This is a genomic window from Streptomyces sp. SP18CS02 (assembly GCF_036322365.1).
Classification (GTDB): domain Bacteria; phylum Actinomycetota; class Actinomycetes; order Streptomycetales; family Streptomycetaceae; genus Streptomyces.
Genome location: NZ_JAQYXC010000303.1, coordinates 164,395 through 183,052, shown reverse-complemented (window position 1 = coordinate 183,052; position 18,658 = coordinate 164,395). Strand labels below are relative to the sequence as shown.

14 protein-coding genes and 5 tRNA genes are annotated in these 18,658 nt (G+C 70.6%); 12 read left to right on the top strand and 7 right to left on the bottom strand.

Going from position 1 to position 18,658, the window contains the following annotated elements:
• Positions 1–33: 33 nt before the first annotated feature.
• The 6 genes from PUR26_RS31800 to PUR26_RS31775 form a co-directional block, all read right to left on the bottom strand.
• Positions 34–447 (bottom strand): roadblock/LC7 domain-containing protein, encoded by a 414-nt coding sequence (locus PUR26_RS31800; protein WP_006127847.1) that lies wholly within the window; start codon positions 445–447, stop codon positions 34–36.
• A gap of 10 nt (positions 448–457) precedes the next feature.
• A complete protein-coding gene (locus tag PUR26_RS31795) occupies positions 458–3,787 on the bottom strand; it encodes a sensor histidine kinase (RefSeq protein ID WP_329877849.1) in 3,330 nt (1,109 codons plus the stop codon).
• A 349-nt stretch (positions 3,788–4,136) separates the two neighbouring features.
• Entirely contained in the window at positions 4,137–4,721 is a 585-nt protein-coding gene (locus tag PUR26_RS31790) for a GTP-binding protein (RefSeq protein ID WP_329877847.1), read from the bottom strand.
• Positions 4,702–5,109, bottom strand: coding sequence for a DUF742 domain-containing protein (locus PUR26_RS31785; RefSeq protein WP_329877845.1), 408 nt, complete (start codon positions 5,107–5,109; stop codon positions 4,702–4,704). Before PUR26_RS31785 ends, PUR26_RS31790 begins: the two co-directional genes overlap by 20 nt.
• Positions 5,110–5,235: 126 nt before the next feature.
• Entirely contained in the window at positions 5,236–5,649 is a 414-nt protein-coding gene (locus tag PUR26_RS31780; protein WP_329877843.1) for a roadblock/LC7 domain-containing protein, read from the bottom strand.
• Positions 5,650–5,658: 9 nt separating this feature from the next.
• A complete protein-coding gene (locus PUR26_RS31775) occupies positions 5,659–9,303 on the bottom strand; it encodes a sensor histidine kinase (protein ID WP_329877841.1) in 3,645 nt (1,214 codons plus the stop codon).
• A 575-nt stretch (positions 9,304–9,878) separates the two neighbouring features.
• On the opposite strand from PUR26_RS31775, the gene PUR26_RS31770 reads away from it, so the two are divergent.
• The 10 genes from PUR26_RS31770 (at position 9,879) to PUR26_RS31725 (ending at position 14,927) form a co-directional block, all read left to right on the top strand.
• A complete protein-coding gene (locus PUR26_RS31770; RefSeq protein WP_329877839.1) occupies positions 9,879–10,061 on the top strand; it encodes a hypothetical protein in 183 nt (60 codons plus the stop codon).
• A 262-nt stretch (positions 10,062–10,323) separates the two neighbouring features.
• Positions 10,324–11,124 carry a fumarylacetoacetate hydrolase family protein gene (locus tag PUR26_RS31765; protein WP_329877837.1) on the top strand — a complete coding sequence of 267 codons (801 nt, stop codon included), beginning with the start codon at positions 10,324–10,326 and terminating at the stop codon, positions 11,122–11,124.
• Positions 11,117–12,592 carry a glutamate--tRNA ligase gene (gene gltX / locus PUR26_RS31760; protein ID WP_329877835.1) on the top strand — a complete coding sequence of 492 codons (1,476 nt, stop codon included), beginning with the start codon at positions 11,117–11,119 and terminating at the stop codon, positions 12,590–12,592. The genes PUR26_RS31765 and gltX overlap by 8 nt, the downstream gene beginning before the upstream one ends.
• A gap of 143 nt (positions 12,593–12,735) precedes the next feature.
• A complete protein-coding gene (locus tag PUR26_RS31755; protein ID WP_329877833.1) occupies positions 12,736–13,422 on the top strand; it encodes a DUF4241 domain-containing protein in 687 nt (228 codons plus the stop codon).
• Between the two features lie 180 nt (positions 13,423–13,602).
• On the top strand, positions 13,603–14,322 hold the full coding sequence (locus PUR26_RS31750; RefSeq protein ID WP_329877831.1) for an HAD family hydrolase: 720 nt from the start codon (positions 13,603–13,605) through the stop codon (positions 14,320–14,322).
• 90 nt (positions 14,323–14,412) lie between these two features.
• Positions 14,413–14,484 (top strand) — tRNA-Gln (locus tag PUR26_RS31745).
• Between the two features lie 55 nt (positions 14,485–14,539).
• Positions 14,540–14,612, top strand: a tRNA-Glu gene (locus tag PUR26_RS31740).
• Between the two features lie 60 nt (positions 14,613–14,672).
• Positions 14,673–14,745, top strand: a tRNA-Glu gene (locus PUR26_RS31735).
• A gap of 16 nt (positions 14,746–14,761) precedes the next feature.
• A tRNA-Gln gene (locus tag PUR26_RS31730) sits at positions 14,762–14,833 on the top strand.
• Between the two features lie 21 nt (positions 14,834–14,854).
• Positions 14,855–14,927 (top strand) — tRNA-Glu (locus PUR26_RS31725).
• 269 nt (positions 14,928–15,196) lie between these two features.
• Here the strand turns inward: PUR26_RS31725 and ndgR are convergent.
• Positions 15,197–15,913, bottom strand: coding sequence for an IclR family transcriptional regulator NdgR (ndgR, locus tag PUR26_RS31720; protein ID WP_026278050.1), 717 nt, complete (start codon positions 15,911–15,913; stop codon positions 15,197–15,199).
• 180 nt (positions 15,914–16,093) lie between these two features.
• Between ndgR and leuC the strand changes: the two genes are divergently transcribed.
• The gene (gene leuC / locus PUR26_RS31715) at positions 16,094–17,518 is read left to right on the top strand and encodes a 3-isopropylmalate dehydratase large subunit (protein ID WP_329877825.1); all 1,425 of its coding nucleotides are present in this window, start codon (positions 16,094–16,096) and stop codon (positions 17,516–17,518) included.
• 5 nt (positions 17,519–17,523) lie between these two features.
• A complete protein-coding gene (leuD, locus tag PUR26_RS31710) occupies positions 17,524–18,117 on the top strand; it encodes a 3-isopropylmalate dehydratase small subunit (protein ID WP_329877823.1) in 594 nt (197 codons plus the stop codon).
• Positions 18,118–18,658: the final 541 nt, after the last annotated feature.

Sequence of the window (18,658 nt, the reverse complement as noted above, 5' to 3'; positions counted from 1 at the left end):
AAACGCACGGTCTGTCTGCTAGTTGAGAACTTCTCAGTTGAGAAGGCTCCCCTGGAGCTCGGCGCGGAGGTCCGGTGTGAGGACACTGCCCGCCCGGTCCACCAGAAGGGCCATCTCGTAACCGACGAGACCGATGTCGGCGTCGGGATGGGCGAGGACGGCCAGTGAGGAACCGTCCGAGATGGACATGATGAAGAGGAAGCCGCGTTCCATCTCCACCACGGTCTGATTGACCGCACCGCCTTCGAAGATCCGGGACGCGCCCGCGGTCAGCGAAGTCAGTCCGGAGGCGACGGCCGCAAGCTGGTCGGCACGGTCACGGGGGAAACCCTCGGACATCGCCAGCAGGAGTCCGTCGGCGGAGACCACCACCGTGTGGGACACCCCGGGGGTGTTGTCCACGAAGTTGGTGATCAACCAGTTCAGATTCTGCGCCGCCTGGCTCATCGGGCTCACACTAACGCTCCTGGTTGTAGGTACTACCCGGGCCGAGGCCCGATCCGTTCGTGTCCGTTCCCGCGTTGCGTCCCTGCTGGACGCCGCGCCGCAGGTTGCTCAACCTGCCACGCACGTCCTCCGGGGCGCGGGAGACCTGGGGGCCGCCCTGCGGGGTCTGCTCCGCGGTGCCCTCGACCAGATTGGCCTTGGGGACCCGCCGGGGCAGTCCGGACGGGGTGACCCCGCCGGCCTTGGGCTCCTTGAGCTTCTCGGCCCGCTGCCAGCGCTCGTCGTTCGTCGAGCGCCAGTCCTCGGAGCCGTTGGCCTCGCTCTGCGGAGCCTGCTGGACCGGTTGGGCCGGCTGCGCCTGCGGGGCGGCCTGCCGCTGGACCTGCGGGGCCTGCGGCTGGGCCTGCTCCTGCTGCGAGCCCTGCTGGCTGCCGCGGCGCGGCAGACCGGCATCGGTCAGCTGGTGGCTGTTGCTCGGGGTGGGACCCGGACGGTCGAAGCCTACGCGTTCCCGGCCGTTCGCGGGAGCGCCCTGGCCAGATTCCGATTCGGTCCCGTAGCCACCGTCGAAACCACCCGTGTACGCACCCTGATCAGCCCACTCGCCCTGCTGGGCCTGGTGGTCGAACTGGTTGTCGTACGCGGGCTGCTGAGGCTCCTGAGACGGATAAGCGGATTCCGCATAGGCCGGTCCAGGGTACTCGCCGGTCGCGTAGTCGGTGTTCTGGTACTCACCCGTCGCGTACTCGTCGCGCGCGTACTCGCCCGTGGCGTACTCACCGTTCGCGTACTCGGCGGACCCGTCGGGGCGGTACTGGTCGTAGCCGGGCTGCTGCTCGTAGCCGCCCTGCGGGTACGCCGCCTGCGCGTCGTACTGCTGCTCCTGCTGCTGCTGTCCGTACGGCTGCTCCTGCTGCTGTCCGTACGGCTGCTGCTCGGACCGGTCGCCGAAGTCTGCGTGCTCGGTGCGGTCCGCGTGCTCGGAGTGGTCGGGGTGCTCGGTCTCCTGCCCCTGACCGCCCAGCGCCGCCCGGCGCGGGCCGCGCATCAGCGAGCGGCCCACCGGGTCCAGCGGCGTGTCCGCGCCCTGCTGGTCGTAGCGGGAGTCGTCGAAACCGAGCTCCGCGGCCGTGCGCAGCGGTGCGGCGTCGAAGGACTGGGTCTCCGGGATGATCGAGGAGACGGTGAAGTCGTCGTTGGCCGACGGGTCGCCACCACCACCGTGGGTGATCGCGTCCGGAAGCATGACGAGCGACGTCGTGCCGGCCTGCTCGCCCGAGGGGCGCAGCTGCACCCGGATCCCGTGGCGGTCGGCGAGGCGGCCGACCACGAACAGGCCCATGCGCTGCGAGACGGCGGCGTCCACCGTCGGCGGGTTGGCCAGCTTGTGGTTGATGTCGGCGAAGTCCTCGGCGGTCAGGCCGATGCCCTTGTCGTGGATCTCCACCATCACCCGGCCGTCGGGCAGACGGGTCGCGGTGACGCGGACCTTCGTCTGCGGCGAGGAGAAGGTGGTGGCGTTCTCCAGCAGCTCGGCGAGCAGGTGCACGAGGTCGGTCACGGCCTGGCCGTGGATCTCCGACTCCGGGACACCGGTGAGCTCGATGCGCTCGTACGACTCCACCTCGGAGGACGCGGCGCGCAGGACGTCCACCAGCGGCACCGGCTGGTTCCAGCGGCGGCCGGGCTCCTCGCCCGCGAGGATGAGGAGGTTCTCGCCGTTGCGGCGCATACGGGTCGCCAGGTGGTCCAGCTTGAAGAGGTTCTCCAGCTGGTCCGGGTCGGCCTCGTTGTTCTCCAGGTCGGTGATCAGGGTCAGCTGGCCCTCGATCAGCGACTGGTTGCGCTGCGACAGGTTGGTGAAGATCGCGTTGACGTTGCCCCGCAGGAGGGCCTGCTCGGCGGCGAGCCGGACGGCTTCGCGGTGCACCTGGTCGAAGGCGCGGGCGACCTCGCCGATCTCGTCCTGGGTGTCGATCGGGATCGGCTCCACCCGGGTGTCGACCCGGCCGGGATCGGTGCGGGACAGCTGGTCGACGAGCGTCGGCAGGCGCTGCTCGGCGATGCCGAAGGCGGCGGTGCGCAGCTCACGCATGGAGCGGCTCATCTGCCGGGCCATCATCCCGGCCAGGATGAAGGCGGCGAGCAGGGCGACCACGACGATGGCACCGATGACGATCGCGTCGGTCTTGGCGTCGTCCGAGATGACCTCGGCCTCGGTCACGGCCTTGGTGACGAGTGCGTTCTCGATCTCGGTGTAACCCTCGAACTTGGCCGTCGAGGCGCCCATCCAGGTCTCGGGCGTGACGTCCTTGTCCTTCAGTTCCTTGATCGCGTCGGCGTCCTGGCTCTTGCCGATCGCGCCGGCCAGACCGGTGAAGACGGAGTTGTCCGGGCCCTTGGGCGGGTTGAGGCCGGCGGCCTCCAGCCGCTTGGTCCCGTCGACCGTCTTGGCCGCCATGACCTCCTTCAGCTTCTCCGTGTCCTCGGCGGTACCGCCGGACACGTACTCGCCGATGGCGATCTGCTCCAGGTAGTTGTACGAGTTGAAGGCCACGGACTGCTGGGCGAAGACCTGGTCGTCCTGGCTCGGCCGGACCAGCAGGTGCATACCGATCGAGCGCTGGAGCGACGCGGCGGCCTTGGCGAGCTGCACGGCGTAGACCGTACGGCCGTAGCTGGTGATGTTGCCGGTGCCCAGGCCGAGCTCGTTGGCGAACTCCATCAGGGAGTGCTGGACCTTGACGTAGCCCTCTTCGGTCTTCACCGGGTCGAAGGCCTTGGTGTACGCGGCCTCGCGCAGCTGCTCCAGGCCCGGCTCCTCGGCGCGGAAGAGCTTCAGGCGCCGCTCCAGGCCCTGCTTCGCGGGCATGTCCTGGACGGCCAGGTCGAACTTCTGCTTCGCGGCGTCCGTCTTGGCGTACGCCTCGGTGACCACGGAGACCTTGCGGTCCTCGTCGGTCTTGGCGGTGAGCAGCGGCTGAGCGGTGAGGTCACGCTCGTTGAGCAGCGCCGCGCCGTACTCGGAGGCGGCGCGCACGACCAGCGCCGTCTTCTCCGCGTCCTGCGCCTCCTGCCAGGTGTCGATGGCCGACTTCACCTGGAAGCCGCCCATGACGAGCCCGACGAGGACGGGTATGAGGAGGATGGCGTTCAGCCTGGTGGGCACCCGCCAGTTGCGCGGGTTCATCCGGCTGGAGCTGCCGCCGGAACCGGCACTGCCACCGGAGCCGGCCGATGACGTTCCGGGTGCGTCAGCAGGCTGCACCGCTGCGCGCTGGGGCGGGGTGAAGTTGCCCCGCGCCTGCTGCTCCGCGGCGCTATTCGTGCTTCGCCTCACTCGACCAACAACCTCTCGGCGCCGGCACCTACGTTGTGCCGTTTCTCTGTTCAGGGCCGTACTACTCGGGAGTTCGTCGAATTGCAGCACGTAAAGCGGTCGCGTTCCAAACAGCACGATCCGGCCATTTCAGTGGTCCAGACCTCAGATAAAACGGGCATAAAGAGCGAGCCCCGCCAAAAGGCGGGGCTCATGTGAGCGCAGCGACACCACTCGGATGCGTCTCGTGTCCGAGGCGTCCGAATTCTCTGTCGAAACGTTATGAACACGGAGGGGGACCGTGTCAAAGGACACACTCCCTCCCCGTATCCCTTTCTGTATGCCTACGACAACTTCCGTATACCCACGTCTACTTGAGACGGGCCATCAGAGCGTGCTCCACGAGCGTGATCAAAGCGCTCTTGGCGTCCGCGCGATGGCGTGCGTCCGTGGTGATGATGGGGGTGCCGGGGCCGATCTGGAGCGCCTCGCGGACCTCGTCGGGCGTGTACGGCTGGTGCCCCTCGAAGCCGTTGAGCGCGACCACGAACGGCAGGCCGGAGTTCTCGAAGTAGTCGACGGCGGGGAAGCAGTCGGCCAGACGCCGGGTGTCGACCAGCACCACGGCGCCGATCGCGCCGCGCACCAGGTCGTCCCACATGAACCAGAAACGGTCCTGCCCGGGCGTACCGAACAGATAAAGGATCAGGTCCTGGTCCAGGGTGATACGACCGAAGTCCATCGCCACGGTGGTGGTGGTCTTCCCACCGGTGTGGGTGAGGTCGTCGATGCCCGCCGAGGCGGACGTCATGACGGCCTCGGTACGCAGCGGGTCGATCTCCGAGACGGCGCCCACGAACGTGGTCTTGCCCACGCCGAAGCCGCCCGCCACCACGATCTTCGCGCTGGTGGTCGACCGGGTCGCGCCCCCGCCGCTAGAGCTTGCGAAGTCCACTGAGCACCCTTTCCAGCAGCGTCACATCCGGCGTGCCGCCGGCCTCTCCATTGCCCGGCTGGTGGATCGCCACCATGCCCGCCTCCGCCAGGTCGGCGACGAGGATCCGGGCCACCCCGAGCGGCATCGACAGCAGAGCCGAGACCTCCGCCACCGACTTCACCTCACGGCAGAGGTGGCAGATCCGCTGGTGCTCGGGGAGCAGCCCCGAGAGGTGGGCCGGGTCGGCCGTGGTCGACACCAGCGCCTCGATGGCGAGCTGGTACCGCGGCCGGGTCCGGCCGCCGGTCATGGCGTACGGACGAACCAGCGGCTGATCGCCCTCATGCCCGTACGAGGCGTCGAATGAGGCGCCGTACGGATCGTGAGAGGCGGTGGGCGGGGTCATGAATCCTCCGGGCGTGACAGCAGGTGGTCTGCCTGTCGTCTGTTGGGCCGGTGGGGGGCCGGATGGGGCGGCCGACGGTGAACACGGCGGGAGGACGGGTGCGGAGGGGCGCACCCGCCTCGATGGTCAGTGGAGCAGGCTGCCCTGGAGCTCCGCGCGGAGATCCGGGGTGAGGACGCTGCCGGCCCGGTCGACCAGCAGCGCCATCTCGTAGCCGACAAGGCCGATGTCACAGTCGGGGTGGGAGAGCACGGCCAGCGAGGAGCCGTCCGATACGGACATGATGAAGAGGAACCCCCGCTCCATCTCCACCACGGTCTGGTTGACCGGTCCGCCCTCGAAGATCCGGGACGCGCCCGCGGTCAGCGAGGTCAGTCCGGACGCCACGGCGGCGAGCTGATCCGCGCGGTCGCGGGGGAATCCCTCGGACATCGCCAGCAGGAGCCCGTCTGCGGAGACCACCACCGTGTGCGACACCCCGGGGGTGTTGTCCACGAAATTGGTGATCAACCAGTTCAGGTTCTGTGCGGCCTGGCTCATCGCTCTCAACTAACGCTCCTGCTGGTGGTTGGGGCCGATATTGAAGCTGCCAGTGGCCGAGTTTCCTGCCTGTCGGCCCTGCTGGATGCCCCTACGGAGGTTGGTCAGGCGACCGCGTACGTCATCGGGCGCACGCGAGACCTGCGGACCGCTCTGGTGGTTCTGCTCCTGCGCGGTGCCCGGCACCAGATTGGCGCGCGGGACCCGCTTGGGCAGACCGGACGTGGTGATGCCGCCGGCCGCGGGCTTGCGGACCCGCTCGGCCTGGCGCACCAGCTCGTCGTTGGGGGAAGTGCGCCACGAGCCGGTCGTGGAGGCCGCGTCGCCGCCCTGGCCGGAGCGCGTGGGCGACGGGGCGCCCGACTGCGGCACGACCGGGTTCGGGACGGTCTGGTCGTGCCGGGGGTACGGGTTCTGCGCACCCTGCGCACCCCGGCCCTGGCCGCCCGACTGCTGCTGTGCCTGGTTCTGCTGTACCTGGTCCGGCTGGCCCTGGCCCTGCTGGCCCTCCTGCGAGCCGTGGAACCAGTTGGTCTCCAGGGTGTCGTACAGCGGCGTGCGGCCGTCGCCGGTGCCCGGCGCGGGCGGCAGTGCCTCGGGCTGCTGCTGCGGCAGGCCCGCGGCGGGCGGGCGCGGCGCGCCGAAGTCGGCGGAGCCGTCCCGGCCGCCCCGGCGCGGTGCCGGAGGCTGCGGGGCCCCGAAGTCGGGACGGGAGAACTGGGCGGTGGACGCGGGGTCCTGGGCGCCCGGCTGGGGGCCGGTCAGGTCCGGACGGGCGTACTGCCCGGTGGCCTCGTGCTCCTCGTGCCCGCGCGGGGCGTCCAGCGGCGTGTGCTGCTGCGGGGGCACGGGGGACTGGTCGTTGCCCCAGCTGGTGGTGCCGGGGCGCTGCGGCCGCTGCGGCTGTCGGGTGCCGCCGGGGAGCTCGGGACGGGCACCGCCGGACGGGGGCAGCTGCTGGTGCTGACCGCGCTGCGGGGGCTGGTTGCCCTGCTGGGGCGGCACGGGCCGGCCGTTCTGGCCGCCCTGACCGCCCTGGCCGGTACGGCCGTTCTGGCCGCCCTGCTCGGCGGGGCCGTTCTGCCACACGTCGGAACGGGTCGGGATGCCGCTGCCGGGAGCACCGTTGCCGGGAGCGCCGGGTCCGCCCTGCTGGGGGCGGCCGCCGGAGCCGCCGAAGGCGCCCTGGAGGCCGGCGTCCTGGAGACCACCGCTCTGACGCTGCGGGTCCTGGGCCTGCGGCCCGCCCTGGCCCTGACGGCCCTGCTGACCGCCGCCCATGAGCCCGTTCGGGCGGCCGGCCGCGTCGTTGCGGCCGGGGAGGGCGGCCCGGGGGCCGGAGCCCGCGCCGACCTGGCCGCGCGCACCGCCGGGGCCACCGGTGAGACCGGGGCGTCCACCGCCGGCCGCACCGGGGCCGCCGGTCAGGCGGCCGCCGGAGCCCGACGGGCCCTGCGGCATGGCGCCCTGTCCGCCGGGGCCGGGCTTGCCCGGAGCCTTCTTGCCGCCCTGGGCGACGTCCACCGGGAGCATGACCAGCGCGGTCGTGCCGCCCGAGTCGGACGGGCGCAGCTGGATGCGGATGCCGTGTCGCAGGGACAGCCGGCCGACCACGAACAGACCCATGCGGCGGGAGACGGAGACGTCCACGGTCGGCGGCGACGCGAGCCGCTCGTTGATCGCGGCCAGGTCCTCGGGGGAGAGGCCGATACCGGTGTCGTGGATCTCGACCAGTACCCGGCCGTCGGGCAGCGCGTGACCGGTGACCCGGACCTTGGTCTGCGGGGAGGAGAACGAGGTGGCGTTCTCCAGCAGCTCGGCGAGGAGGTGCACGAGGTCGTTGACGACGCGTCCCGCGACCTCGGTCGCCGGTACGGAGGAGAGCTCGATGCGCTCGTACTGCTCCACCTCGGAGGCGGCGGCGCGGAGCACGTCGACCAGCGGGACGGGCCGGGTCCACCGGCGCCCCGGCTCCTCACCCGCGAGAACCAGCAGGTTCTCACCGTTACGGCGCATGCGGGTGGCGAGGTGGTCGAGCTTGAACAGCGAGGACAGCTGGTCCGGATCGGCCTCGCGGGACTCCAGTTCCGAGATCAGGGACAGCTGACGCTGGATCAGGCCCTGGCTGCGGCGCGAGAGGTTGGTGAACATCGCGTTGACGTTGCCCCGCAGAAGGGCCTGCTCGGAGGCGAGGCGGACGGCCTCGCGGTGCACGTCGTCGAAGGCCGCGGCCACCTGGCCGATCTCGTCCCGGGAGTGCACGCCCACCGACTCCACGGACGTGTCGACGTCCTGCGGGTCGGCCTCGGAGAGCTGCTTGACCAGCTCGGGCAGACGGTCCTGGGCGACCCGGGTCGCGGTGTCCTGGAGGCGCCGCAGCGAGCGGATCATGGAGCGGGACACCACGAAGGCGCCGACCAGCGACACACCGAGCACCAGCAGGATCAGCGCACCGTTGATGATCGCGTCGCGCTGCGACTCCTGGCGCAGGTCACGCGCCTTGCCCTCCATCTCGCCCAGCAGCGTGGCCTCGATGGTGTTCATGGCCTGGATCTTGGTGTCGTCCTCGTCGGTCCAGTCCAGGTAACCGCGAGGCGGCTGCTTCTCCATGCCGCTGTCGTCGCTCAGCACCCGGTCCGCGTACTTGTCGGCCGCGGTGATCGACGGGTTGCCGCTGTTGAGCGGGGCCAGCAGTTCGGTGGCGTCGCCGCCGACCGAGGCGTAGATCGCCTGGAAGGACTTGATCTCCGCGTTCTCGTTGTTGCGGGCGTTCAGACCGTAGAGGCGGTCGTTCGGGTTGAGGTCGCCCTGCTCGCGGTCGGTCGTGGGCAGGGCGGCCGCGATGATGGCCCGCTGGATGGAGGCGTACTCCTTGGCGCTCGAGAAGGCGGCGAGCGCCCGCGTGCGCTTGATCATGTCGGAGTTGCTGGTCGCCTGCGCCATGTCCTGGGAGAGGCTGAGCAGCGACTCGATCAGACGGCTGTAGCGCTCGATCGTCTGAGAGTGCTGCGTGCCCTTCTTGTAGGCGTCGGTCCGGATGGCTCCGAGGTCGACGACCTGCATGGCGATCTGGGTCACGTTCGAGCGGATGCTCTGCAGCGCCTCGTTGCCCTGGGTCTCACCGATCTCCTCGGTGGCCTGGAGGAACGCCTTCTGCGCGCGGTCGGACGTCTTGTGCCGCTCGGAGACCTTGAGGCTGTCCGAGGCCGAGGCGCCGTTGGCCAGCGGACCGGCCGTCTGGTCCCGCTCCTCCTGGAGCGCCTGGGCGAGGTTGGTCGCCTCTTTGGTGAGCTTGGTGAGCAGCTGCATGTGATCCAGCTGCTCCATGGCGTTCATGGACTCGTTGATACGGATGCCGCCCAGCGTGGTCGCGGCGACCACGGGGAGGGCGAGCAGGGATACCAGACGGGTACTGATGCGCCAGTTGCGCAGGGCTATTCGGGAGCCGGTATCGGGTGCTCCCTGAGGCGCCGGCGAAGCCTCGGGCTCCGCGGCGCCCGGCTTCGTCCCGGCGCGTGCGGCACGGTCGCCGCCCTCGCCGGACGCCGCCGGTCCCGGGTTCTGGGTGTGCTGGGGCGAGGAGCCGCGGTCGGTCCCGCCGCGCGGCTCCTGTTCCGCCGCAGCGCTGCCATCCCTCTTGAAACGTCCCTGCACTAGCGTCGCAACCTCTGGACCAGGCGTCCCTCCGCGTGAACGGAAAGGACGGTGTCGGCGTCGTGGAGCGCGAGCGCGCCCCATGGTGGTCGTGAGCGACCGGCGCAGATCCCCCTTCCCCACCGCCGCTCGGCGCTGCGTTGCGCCCCTGCGCGCCGGTCTTATTCCGCGGCGGTGCGTGGAATTCCAGCACAGTGCCGGATCTCCAACAAGGGCGGCAGGAAGCACCTCCTCCCGGGTCACCCCGTGTGAGGGTTCTGTCACCTGCTGTAGAAGGTGATCAGGGAGGAATCGGGCGATCTCGTACGAGTCGCTTGGGTGAGAGGGGTGTCCCAGTCGCGATGATCAGGAGCGGAATGGCTCGTTCAGGTACGCAATGTCCGATTGGGGCATACCCCTCGTCGGTCCGTGATGTCGCGATTGTCCCGGCAGTGGTGAGCAAACTCACATAGAGATCGTTGCCTCTTACCGGTATTTGCGGGGAAACCAATGTTTAGCCTGACGCTTTACAGGGATGGGCAATCCGTCAACCGGCGCCCCACCGGGCGCCCGTACCCCCGAGGTCGAAGCCACCGATGAAGACGACGATGACGATCCGCACCACCGCCAACCCGCGCCGCACGACCCTGGTGCACCTGGCCGACGCAGGCCGGCTGGGACGCGGTGCGCAGCCGGAGCACTCGGTCGACCTCCCCACCAGCACCGCCAACCCGCGCCGCACCATCCTGGTCGACGCCCCCGTCCCCTCCGCGTCCTGATCCCGGAGGCGCCTGACACCTCGGACGCCGCCTGACGCGTCCGCACCGCCCCGGGGCGGGGACACCCCGCCCGTACGCCCCGCCCGGCGCCCGCCCTGACAGTCGTCGGGCAGGGCGCCGGGCCGGTCGCCGGGCCGGCGCGAGGGCGGCGTCCGCCACCGCGCGCCGCGTGCCCCCCGGTTCACTCGCCGGAGCGCACCGTCCGCCGCGTTAGCCTGGAGCGTCAGACTCCAGCCAGCGGAAGTAAGGGGCACGGCATCCCGTGCGCATCGCCAGATTCTCCATCGACGGCAATGTCGCCTTCGGCGCGGTCGAGGGTGACAGCGCCACCGGCGCGGAGGGCGGCCTCGTCCTCAACATCATCAAGGGCATTCCGTACACCGACTTCGAACTCAGCGGTACCCGGGTCCCGCTGAGCAAGGTCCGGCTGCTGCCGCCCGTCCTCCCCAACAAGGTCGTGGGCATCGGCCGCAACTACGCGGAGCACGCGGCGGAGCTGGGCAACGAGGTCCCCGACCTGCCCGTCGCCTTCTTCAAGCCCACCACCTCGGTGATCGGCTCCGGCGACGCCATCGAGTACCCCTCCTTCTCCGACGAGCTGCACCATGAGGCCGAGCTCGCCGTCGTCATCGGCCGGATGTGCCGAGAGGTCCCGCGCGAGCGCGTCAAGGACGTCATCTTCGGCTACACCTGCGCCAACGACGTCACCGCCCGCGACGCCCAGCGGCGCGAGAAGCAGTGGGCCCGGGCCAAGGGCTTCGACACCTCCTGTCCCCTGGGCCCCTGGGTGGAGACCGGCATCGACCCCGCCGCGATCGCCGACGGACTGGCCGTCCAGTGCACCGTCAACGGCGAACAGCGCCAGCTGGGTCGTACGAGCGACATGCTCCGCTCCATCGAGGACCTGGTCGTCCACATCACCGAGGCCATGACGCTGCTCCCCGGCGACGTCATCCTCACCGGCACCCCCGCCGGGGTCGGCCCCCTCACCGTCGGCGACGAGGTCGCCGTCACCATCGAAGGCATCGGCACTCTCACCAACAAGGTGATCAAGCGTGGTTAACGCGAACGTCCGCGTACGTTTCTGTCCCTCGCCGACCGGCAACCCGCACGTGGGTCTGGTCCGCACCGCCCTGTTCAACTGGGCGTTCGCCCGGCACAACCAGGGCACCATGGTCTTCCGCATCGAGGACACCGACGCGGCGCGCGACTCCGAGGAGTCGTACCAGCAGCTCCTCGACTCGATGCGCTGGCTCGGGCTCGACTGGGACGAGGGCCCCGAGATCGGCGGGCCCCACGCCCCGTACCGGCAGTCGCAGCGGATGGACCTGTACAAGGACGTCGCCGACAAGCTCCTCGAGGGCGGGTACGCGTACCACTGCTACTGCACCACCGAGGAGCTGGACACCCGGCGCGAGGCCGCCCGCGCGGCCGGCAAGCCCTCCGGGTACGACGGCCACTGCCGTGAGCTGACCGCCGGGCAGAAGGCCGCGTACGAGGCCGAGGGCCGCACCGCGATCGTCCGCTTCCGGATGCCGGACGAGCCGGTCACCTTCACGGACCTGGTCCGCGGCGAGCTGACCTTCACCCCGGACAACGTCCCGGACTACGGCATCGTCCGTGCCAACGGCGCTCCGCTCTACACGCTCGTCAACCCCGTCGACGACGCGCTGATGGAGATCACCCACGTCCTGCGCGGCGAGGACCTGCTGTCCTCCACCCCGCGCCAGATCGCGCTCTACAAGGCGCTGATCGAGCTGGGCGTCGCCAAGGCGATCCCCGCCTTCGGCCACCTGCCGTACGTCATGGGCGAGGGCAACAAGAAGCTGTCCAAGCGCGACCCGCAGGCCTCCCTCAACATCTACCGCGAGCGCGGGTTCCTCCCCGAGGGCCTGCTGAACTACCTCTCGCTGCTCGGCTGGTCCTTCTCGGCCGACCAGGACGTCTTCACCATCCCCGAGATGGTCGAGAAGTTCGACATCGCCGATGTCAACGCCAACCCGGCCCGCTTCGACCTCAAGAAGGCCGAGTCCATCAACGCGGACCACATCCGCATGCTGGACGTGAAGGCGTTCATCGAGGCCTGCGAGCCCTGGCTGCGGGCCCCGCACGCCAACTGGGACCCCGAGGACTTCGACCGGGCCGCCTGGGAGGCGATCGCCCCCCACGCCCAGACCCGCCTCACGGTCCTCTCCGACATCACCGCCAACGTCGACTTCCTCTTCCGCAAGGAGCCGGTGGAGGACGAGGCGTCCTGGAACAAGGCGATGAAGGAGGGCTCCGACGCCCTGCTGCGCACCGCCCGCGAGAAGCTCGCGGTGGCGGACTGGTCCAGCCCCGAGGCGCTGAAGAACGCCGTCCTCGCGGCCGGTGAGGAGCACGGCCTCAAGCTCGGCAAGGCCCAGGCCCCGGTCCGGGTCGCCGTCACGGGCCGCACGGTCGGCCTGCCGCTCTTCGAGTCGCTCGAAGTGCTGGGCGCTGAGCGCACCCTGGCCCGCATCGACGCCGCGCTGGAGAAGCTCGCCTCCTGAGCCTCCCGCACACGCCGAAGGGGCGGCCACCGGACACGGGTGGCCGCCCCTTCGGCGTTGTCGGCGGGCACGGCTAGGGTTCCCCTGTTCCGAGCCGCTCCGACGAATTCGTGACGGCGCTCTTTCCGTGATGGGGGACCCCCATGCCCATGGCAGCCGCCGACTTCTCCTGGCACTTCACGCCGGGCAACACCTTCCGCTTCGAGACCGGCGCTCTGGGGAGGCTCACCGTGGTGCCCGGGGGCGAGCTGTGGCTGCCCACCGGGCGCGTGGTGGCCTCGGACCCGTTCATCAGCCTCGGCGCGGGCGAGGCCGAGCCCTTCACCGCCGAGGTCGCGCCCGGCCGGTACCCGGTGGAGATAGCCCTCGTCACCATCACACAGCCCGACGAGGCCGCACCGCCGGACGGGCAGGAACCGGCCGAACCGCACGAGCGCGTGGCCGCCGCCCGCCTCGTGATCAAGGACACCCCCACCGTGTCCTACGAGCTCGCCCTCCAGCCCGGCCAGGACGCCTCCCAGCTCTCCGACGACCAGTTCTTCGGCTACGGCGTGGACGCCGGCGCGGGCTGCTTCTACGACGTGGCGTGCGACGAGTCCTTCCCCGACTGCCAGGGCGACGAAGGGCCGCTGTGGGACGCCTTCGACCAGGCCGACTGGTCCAACGGCCCCCACCTGATCACCGCACCGGACACCGGCCACAACCTGGTCGCCTTCACCTCCGGCTGGGGCGACGGCGTCTACCCGACCTGGGTGGGCCGCGACGCCGACGGCGCGATCACCTGTTTCGTCACCGACTTCTTCGTCGTCCCGTCGGAGGCCGGCGCCTGAGCCGCGGCCCGACGGCCGTGGCGTGGGGCCGTGGCGTGGGGCCGCCCGGTCGCAGCCGGTGGCCGTCGCGTGGGGCCGCCGTCCGGAGCGGGGCGGCCGACCGGGTGCGCGCCGGAACCGTCCTCCACGATCCGGGCACGCCCCGTTCCCGACCCGGACCGGGCTGCGTAGCCTCGGATCATGCAGATCCGCGCGGTCCTCTGGGACATCGACGACACGATCTTCGACTACGCCGGCGCCGACCGCGCGGGGATGCTCGGCCACCTCCGGGCGGAGGGCCTGACTGACAGGTTCGCCACCGTCGAGGAGGCGCTGCTGCGCTGGCAGGAGCTGACCCGGTTCCACTGGGCGCGCTTCGCGGCCGGCGGTGTGGATTACGAGGCGCAGCGGCGCGACCAGGTGCGCGACTTCCTGGGGGAGCCCCTGGACGACGACGAGGCCGCGGCGTGGTTCGCCCGTTACCTGGGCCACTACGAGACCGCCTGGAAGCTCTTCCCGGACACCGTGCCGGCCCTGGACGTCCTGGCCGCCGACTACCGCCACGCCGTCCTGTCCAACGCCTCCGTCCGCAACCAGGAGCGCAAGCTGCGCGTCCTCGGGGTGCGCGACCGCTTCGAGACCGTGCTGTGCGCGGCCGAGCTCGGCGTGTCCAAGCCCGCGGCGGAGGCGTTCCACGCCGCCTGCCGGGCCATGGCGCTGCGGCCCGAGGAGGTCGCCTACGTCGGTGACCAGCCGGACATCGACGCCCGGGGCGCGGTCGAGGCGGGACTGACCGGCATCTGGCTGGACCGGCTGGGTCTCGGCGGGAGACCCGAGCTGACCCGGATCACCGGCCTCGACCAGCTGCCCGGCCTGCTGCGCGGAGATACCCGTTTTGGAGCGTCGGAGACCTTCGGGTAATGTTCTTCCTGCGCCGAGGGGAGCGGGCCGAAAGGCCGGAAACCCGAAGCGCAAACCCGAACAACACTCCCACCGGGGGTTGCGTTTTGGTGGCCTATGGTGTAATTGGCAGCACGACTGATTCTGGTTCAGTTAGTCTAGGTTCGAGTCCTGGTAGGCCAGCTCGCAGAGCTTATCTGCATCGCGGTTGGTGTCGACACGGCACAGCATCCGCAAAGCCCCCGTTGTGTAGCGGCCTAGCACGCTGCCCTCTCAAGGCAGTAGCGCCGGTTCGAATCCGGTCGGGGGTACAGATCCTTCCCGCGAGGTCGTCTGGGTAGCTCCCATGTTCTCGATGCAGGATCGCTAGGGCCCCCGTTGTGTAGCGGCCTAGCACGCCGCCCTCTCAAGGCGGTAGCGCCGGTTCGAATCCGGTCGGGGGTACTGGTCTAAACCACCATGGCCTATGGTGTAATTGGCAACACTACGGTTTCTGGTACCGTCATTCTAGGTTCGAGTCCTGGTAGGCCAGCTCGCAGAGCTCATCTGCAAGGCCCCCGTTGTGTAGCGGCCTAGCACGCCGCCCTCTCAAGGCGGTAGCGCCGGTTCGAATCCGGTCGGGGGTACAGAGAGAAGAAGCCCTCCCCAGCAGGGGAGGGCTTCTTCGTGTGTTCCGCCTGCCGCGCCTCGTGCGTGATCTTCGCGCCGCACGGCACCTCACGTCGCACGTCGCATGTCACACGTCGCGTGCGGGGGTGCGGGGGTGCGGGGGTGGTGGTGACGAGCGGGAGCGCGGGCCTCGCGCGCCGGGCGGAGACACAACTCCGGCCCACCGCTGCGGCGTTGAAGCGGTGGGCCGGAATCGGCAGCAGGACGGGGATGGACGTGGCGAGGATCAGCCGGACCGGCGCAGCGCCTCCGACAGGCGGGCGGCCGCGTCGATGACGGCCTGGGCGTGCATCCGGCCGGGGTGGCGGGTCAGGCGCTCGATCGGCCCGGAGACCGACACGGCGGCCACCACGCGGTTCGACGGGCCGCGCACCGGCGCCGAGACCGAGGCCACGCCCGGCTCGCGCTCGCCGATCGACTGGGCCCAGCCGCGGCGCCGTACGCCCGACAGGGCGGTCGCCGTGAACCGGGCACCCTGGAGTCCCCGGTGCAGGCGCTCGGGCTCCTCCCAGGCCATCAGGATCTGGGCCGAGGAGCCGGCCTTCATGGTGAGCGTGGAGCCGACCGGCACGGTGTCCCGCAATCCGGACAGCCGCTCCGCCGCGGCCACGCAGATGCGCATGTCGCCCTGGCGCCGGTAGAGCTGGGCGCTCTCGCCGGTCACGTCCCGCAGATGAGTCAGTACCGGTCCGGCCGTGGCCAGCAGGCGGTCCTCGCCGGCCGCGGCGGCGAGCTCCGCCAGCCGCGGACCGAGGATGAACCGGCCCTGCATGTCCCTCGCCACCATACGGTGGTGTTCCAGTGCCACGGCCAGGCGATGGGCCGTGGGCCGTGCGAGTCCCGTGGCCGCGACCAGACCCGCGAGGGTGGCCGGGCCGGACTCCAGGGCGCTCAAGACAAGGGCCGCCTTGTCGAGAACACCGACGCCGCTAGAGTTGTCCATGCAACGATACTCGCGTCTCACTCTGTGAAACGCAAGTTCAATTTTCCCAGGATCTTGCCACCCTGTAGGTACGGCCCCGCGGACCAACGGGTCCGTTGCCGGCGTCCGGCTCTGGGGTACGGACGTGGGCCCACAGATCTCTAGAGGTGCCGGCCCAAGACGCCGGCCGGAGGGAAAGCGATGGGTAGGACACTCGCGGAGAAGGTCTGGGACGACCATGTCGTCCGGCGCGCCGAGGGCGAGCCCGACCTTCTCTTCATCGATCTGCACCTGCTGCACGAGGTGACCAGCCCCCAGGCCTTCGACGGTCTGCGCCAGAACGGCCGCCCGGTGCGCCGGCTCGACCTCACCATCGCCACCGAGGACCACAACACCCCGACCCTCGACATCGACAAGCCGATCGCGGACCCGGTCTCCCGGGCGCAGCTGGAGACGCTGCGCAAGAACTGCGCCGACTTCGGTGTGCGCCTGCACCCGCTGGGCGACGTCGAGCAGGGGGTCGTCCACGTGGTGGGACCGCAGCTGGGCCTGACCCAGCCGGGCACCACGGTGGTCTGCGGCGACTCCCACACCTCCACGCACGGTGCCTTCGGCGCTCTCGCGTTCGGCATCGGCACCTCGCAGGTCGAGCACGTCCTGGCCACCCAGACGCTGCCCCTGGCCCGCCCGAAGACCATGGCCATCACGGTCGAGGGCGAGCTGCCCGACGGTGTCACCGCCAAGGACCTCATCCTGGCGATCATCGCCCGGATCGGCACCGGCGGCGGCCAGGGATACATCCTGGAGTACCGCGGCAGCGCCATCGAGAAGCTCTCGATGGAGGCGCGGATGACCATCTGCAACATGTCCATCGAGGCCGGTGCCCGCGCGGGCATGATCGCCCCCGACGAGACCACCTTCGCCTACCTGAAGGGGCGTGCCCACGCCCCCGAGGGCGAGGAGTGGGACGAGGCGGTCGCCTACTGGAAGACCCTGAAGTCGGACGACGACGCGGTCTTCGACGCCGAGGTCGTCATCGACGCGGAGGCCCTCGCCCCGTTCGTCACCTGGGGCACCAACCCGGGCCAGGGAGCGCCGCTTTCCTCGTCCGTCCCCGACCCGGCTTCGTACGAAGACGCTTCGGAGCGCCTGGCCGCCGAAAAGGCCCTGGAGTACATGGGGTTGACCGCCGGGCAGCCGCTGCGCGACATCAGGGTCGACACCGTCTTCGTAGGCTCCTGCACCAACGGGCGCATCGAGGACCTGCGCTCGGCCGCCGGCATCCTGGACGGCCGCAAAGTCGCCGACGGCGTACGGATGCTGGTCGTCCCGGGCTCCGTCCGGGTCGCCCTGCAGGCCGTCGAGGAGGGCCTGGACAAGGTCTTCACCGGTGCCGGTGCCGAGTGGCGGCACGCGGGCTGCTCGATGTGCCTGGGCATGAACCCGGACCAACTGGCGCCCGGCGAGCGCTCCGCGTCCACCTCCAACCGCAACTTCGAGGGCAGGCAGGGCAAGGGCGGCCGTACCCATCTGGTCTCCCCCCAGGTCGCCGCCGCCACCGCGGTGCTGGGTCACCTGGCCTCCCCGGCCGACCTGTCCGACGCCCCTGTGACTGCCGGAGTCTGAGAACCATGGAAGCTTTCACCACGCACACCGGCCGGGCCGTTCCGCTGCGCCGCAGCAACGTCGACACGGACCAGATCATCCCGGCGCACTGGCTCAAGAAGGTCACCCGCGACGGCTTCGAGGACGGGCTCTTCGAGGCGTGGCGCAAGGACCCCGAGTTCGTCCTCAACCGTCCCGAGCGGCAGGGCGCCACGGTCCTGGTGGCCGGTCCCGACTTCGGCACCGGTTCGTCCCGTGAGCACGCCGTCTGGGCGCTGCAGAACTACGGCTTCAAGGCGGTCGTCTCCTCCCGCTTCGCCGACATCTTCCGCGGTAACTCGCTGAAGAACGGCCTGCTCACCGTGGTGCTCGACCAGAAGGTCGTGGACGCGCTGCAGGCGCTGGTGGAGGCCGACCCGCAGGCCGAGATCACCGTCGACCTCCAGGACCGTCAGGTCCGCGCCGAGGGCGTCACCGCCGACTTCGAGCTCGACGAGAACGCCCGCTGGCGGCTGCTCAACGGTCTGGACGACATCAGCATCACGCTCTCGAACGAGGCCGACATCGCCGCGTACGAGGCCAGGCGTCCGGCGCACAAGCCGCGCACGCTGCAGATCTGAGGTCTCCCCCTCCGAGGCCTTCCTCGTGTCCTTCCGGTGCCCCCGGCCGTCCGACGGCCGGGGGCACCGGCGTGTGCGGGGCCGCCGGTCCCGGGCGGGGGCCCGTCGTGGCCGGCGGATCCGGGACACCGGGGCGGGGCGGGGCGGCCGGGCGGATCCGGGACGGCGGGCGGACCGGGCCAGGGGGTGGTGGGGTGCCCGGGGGCCCCGGTGTGTGCGGGACACGTGGATCCGGTGTGCGGGGAACGCCCGGATCCGGTGGGGGAAATGCCCGGCGACCCCTTCGCAGGGGCCCCGCCGAAGGGGGCGCCGGGGGGTTGCGCGCGCCCAACTCGTTGGCGTGAAAGTGACCCTGCCGAGGGGGGTTCAAGGGCGCCGCGCCGCCATCCGGGTGCTGTCGTCCGCGTGTCATGCGGCACTCCTCCGGGCGCCTTGGGAGTGAGCTCCTGTACCCGTCAACCACCCATGTTTCCAAGGGAGTTGGTGCCTCCATGGGGTCCGGTCGAAGGTCGTCCGGGCGGGTCCCGACAGGCCGCCGGAA

Excerpts from the sequence above, each read along its gene's own strand:
- PUR26_RS31800 (WP_006127847.1), bottom strand. The coding sequence starts at position 447 with ATGAGCCAGGCGGCGCAGAATCTGAACTGGTTGATCACCAACTTCGTG.
- PUR26_RS31785 (WP_329877845.1), bottom strand. The coding sequence starts at position 5,109 with ATGACCCCGCCCACCGCCTCTCACGATCCGTACGGCGCCTCATTCGAC.
- PUR26_RS31780 (WP_329877843.1), bottom strand. The coding sequence starts at position 5,649 with ATGAGCCAGGCCGCACAGAACCTGAACTGGTTGATCACCAATTTCGTG.
- PUR26_RS31770 (WP_329877839.1), top strand. The coding sequence starts at position 9,879 with ATGAAGACGACGATGACGATCCGCACCACCGCCAACCCGCGCCGCACG.
- PUR26_RS31755 (WP_329877833.1), top strand. The coding sequence starts at position 12,736 with ATGCCCATGGCAGCCGCCGACTTCTCCTGGCACTTCACGCCGGGCAAC.
- PUR26_RS31750 (WP_329877831.1), top strand. The coding sequence starts at position 13,603 with ATGCAGATCCGCGCGGTCCTCTGGGACATCGACGACACGATCTTCGAC.
- ndgR (WP_026278050.1), bottom strand. The coding sequence starts at position 15,913 with ATGGACAACTCTAGCGGCGTCGGTGTTCTCGACAAGGCGGCCCTTGTC.
- leuC (WP_329877825.1), top strand. The coding sequence starts at position 16,094 with ATGGGTAGGACACTCGCGGAGAAGGTCTGGGACGACCATGTCGTCCGG.
- leuD (WP_329877823.1), top strand. The coding sequence starts at position 17,524 with ATGGAAGCTTTCACCACGCACACCGGCCGGGCCGTTCCGCTGCGCCGC.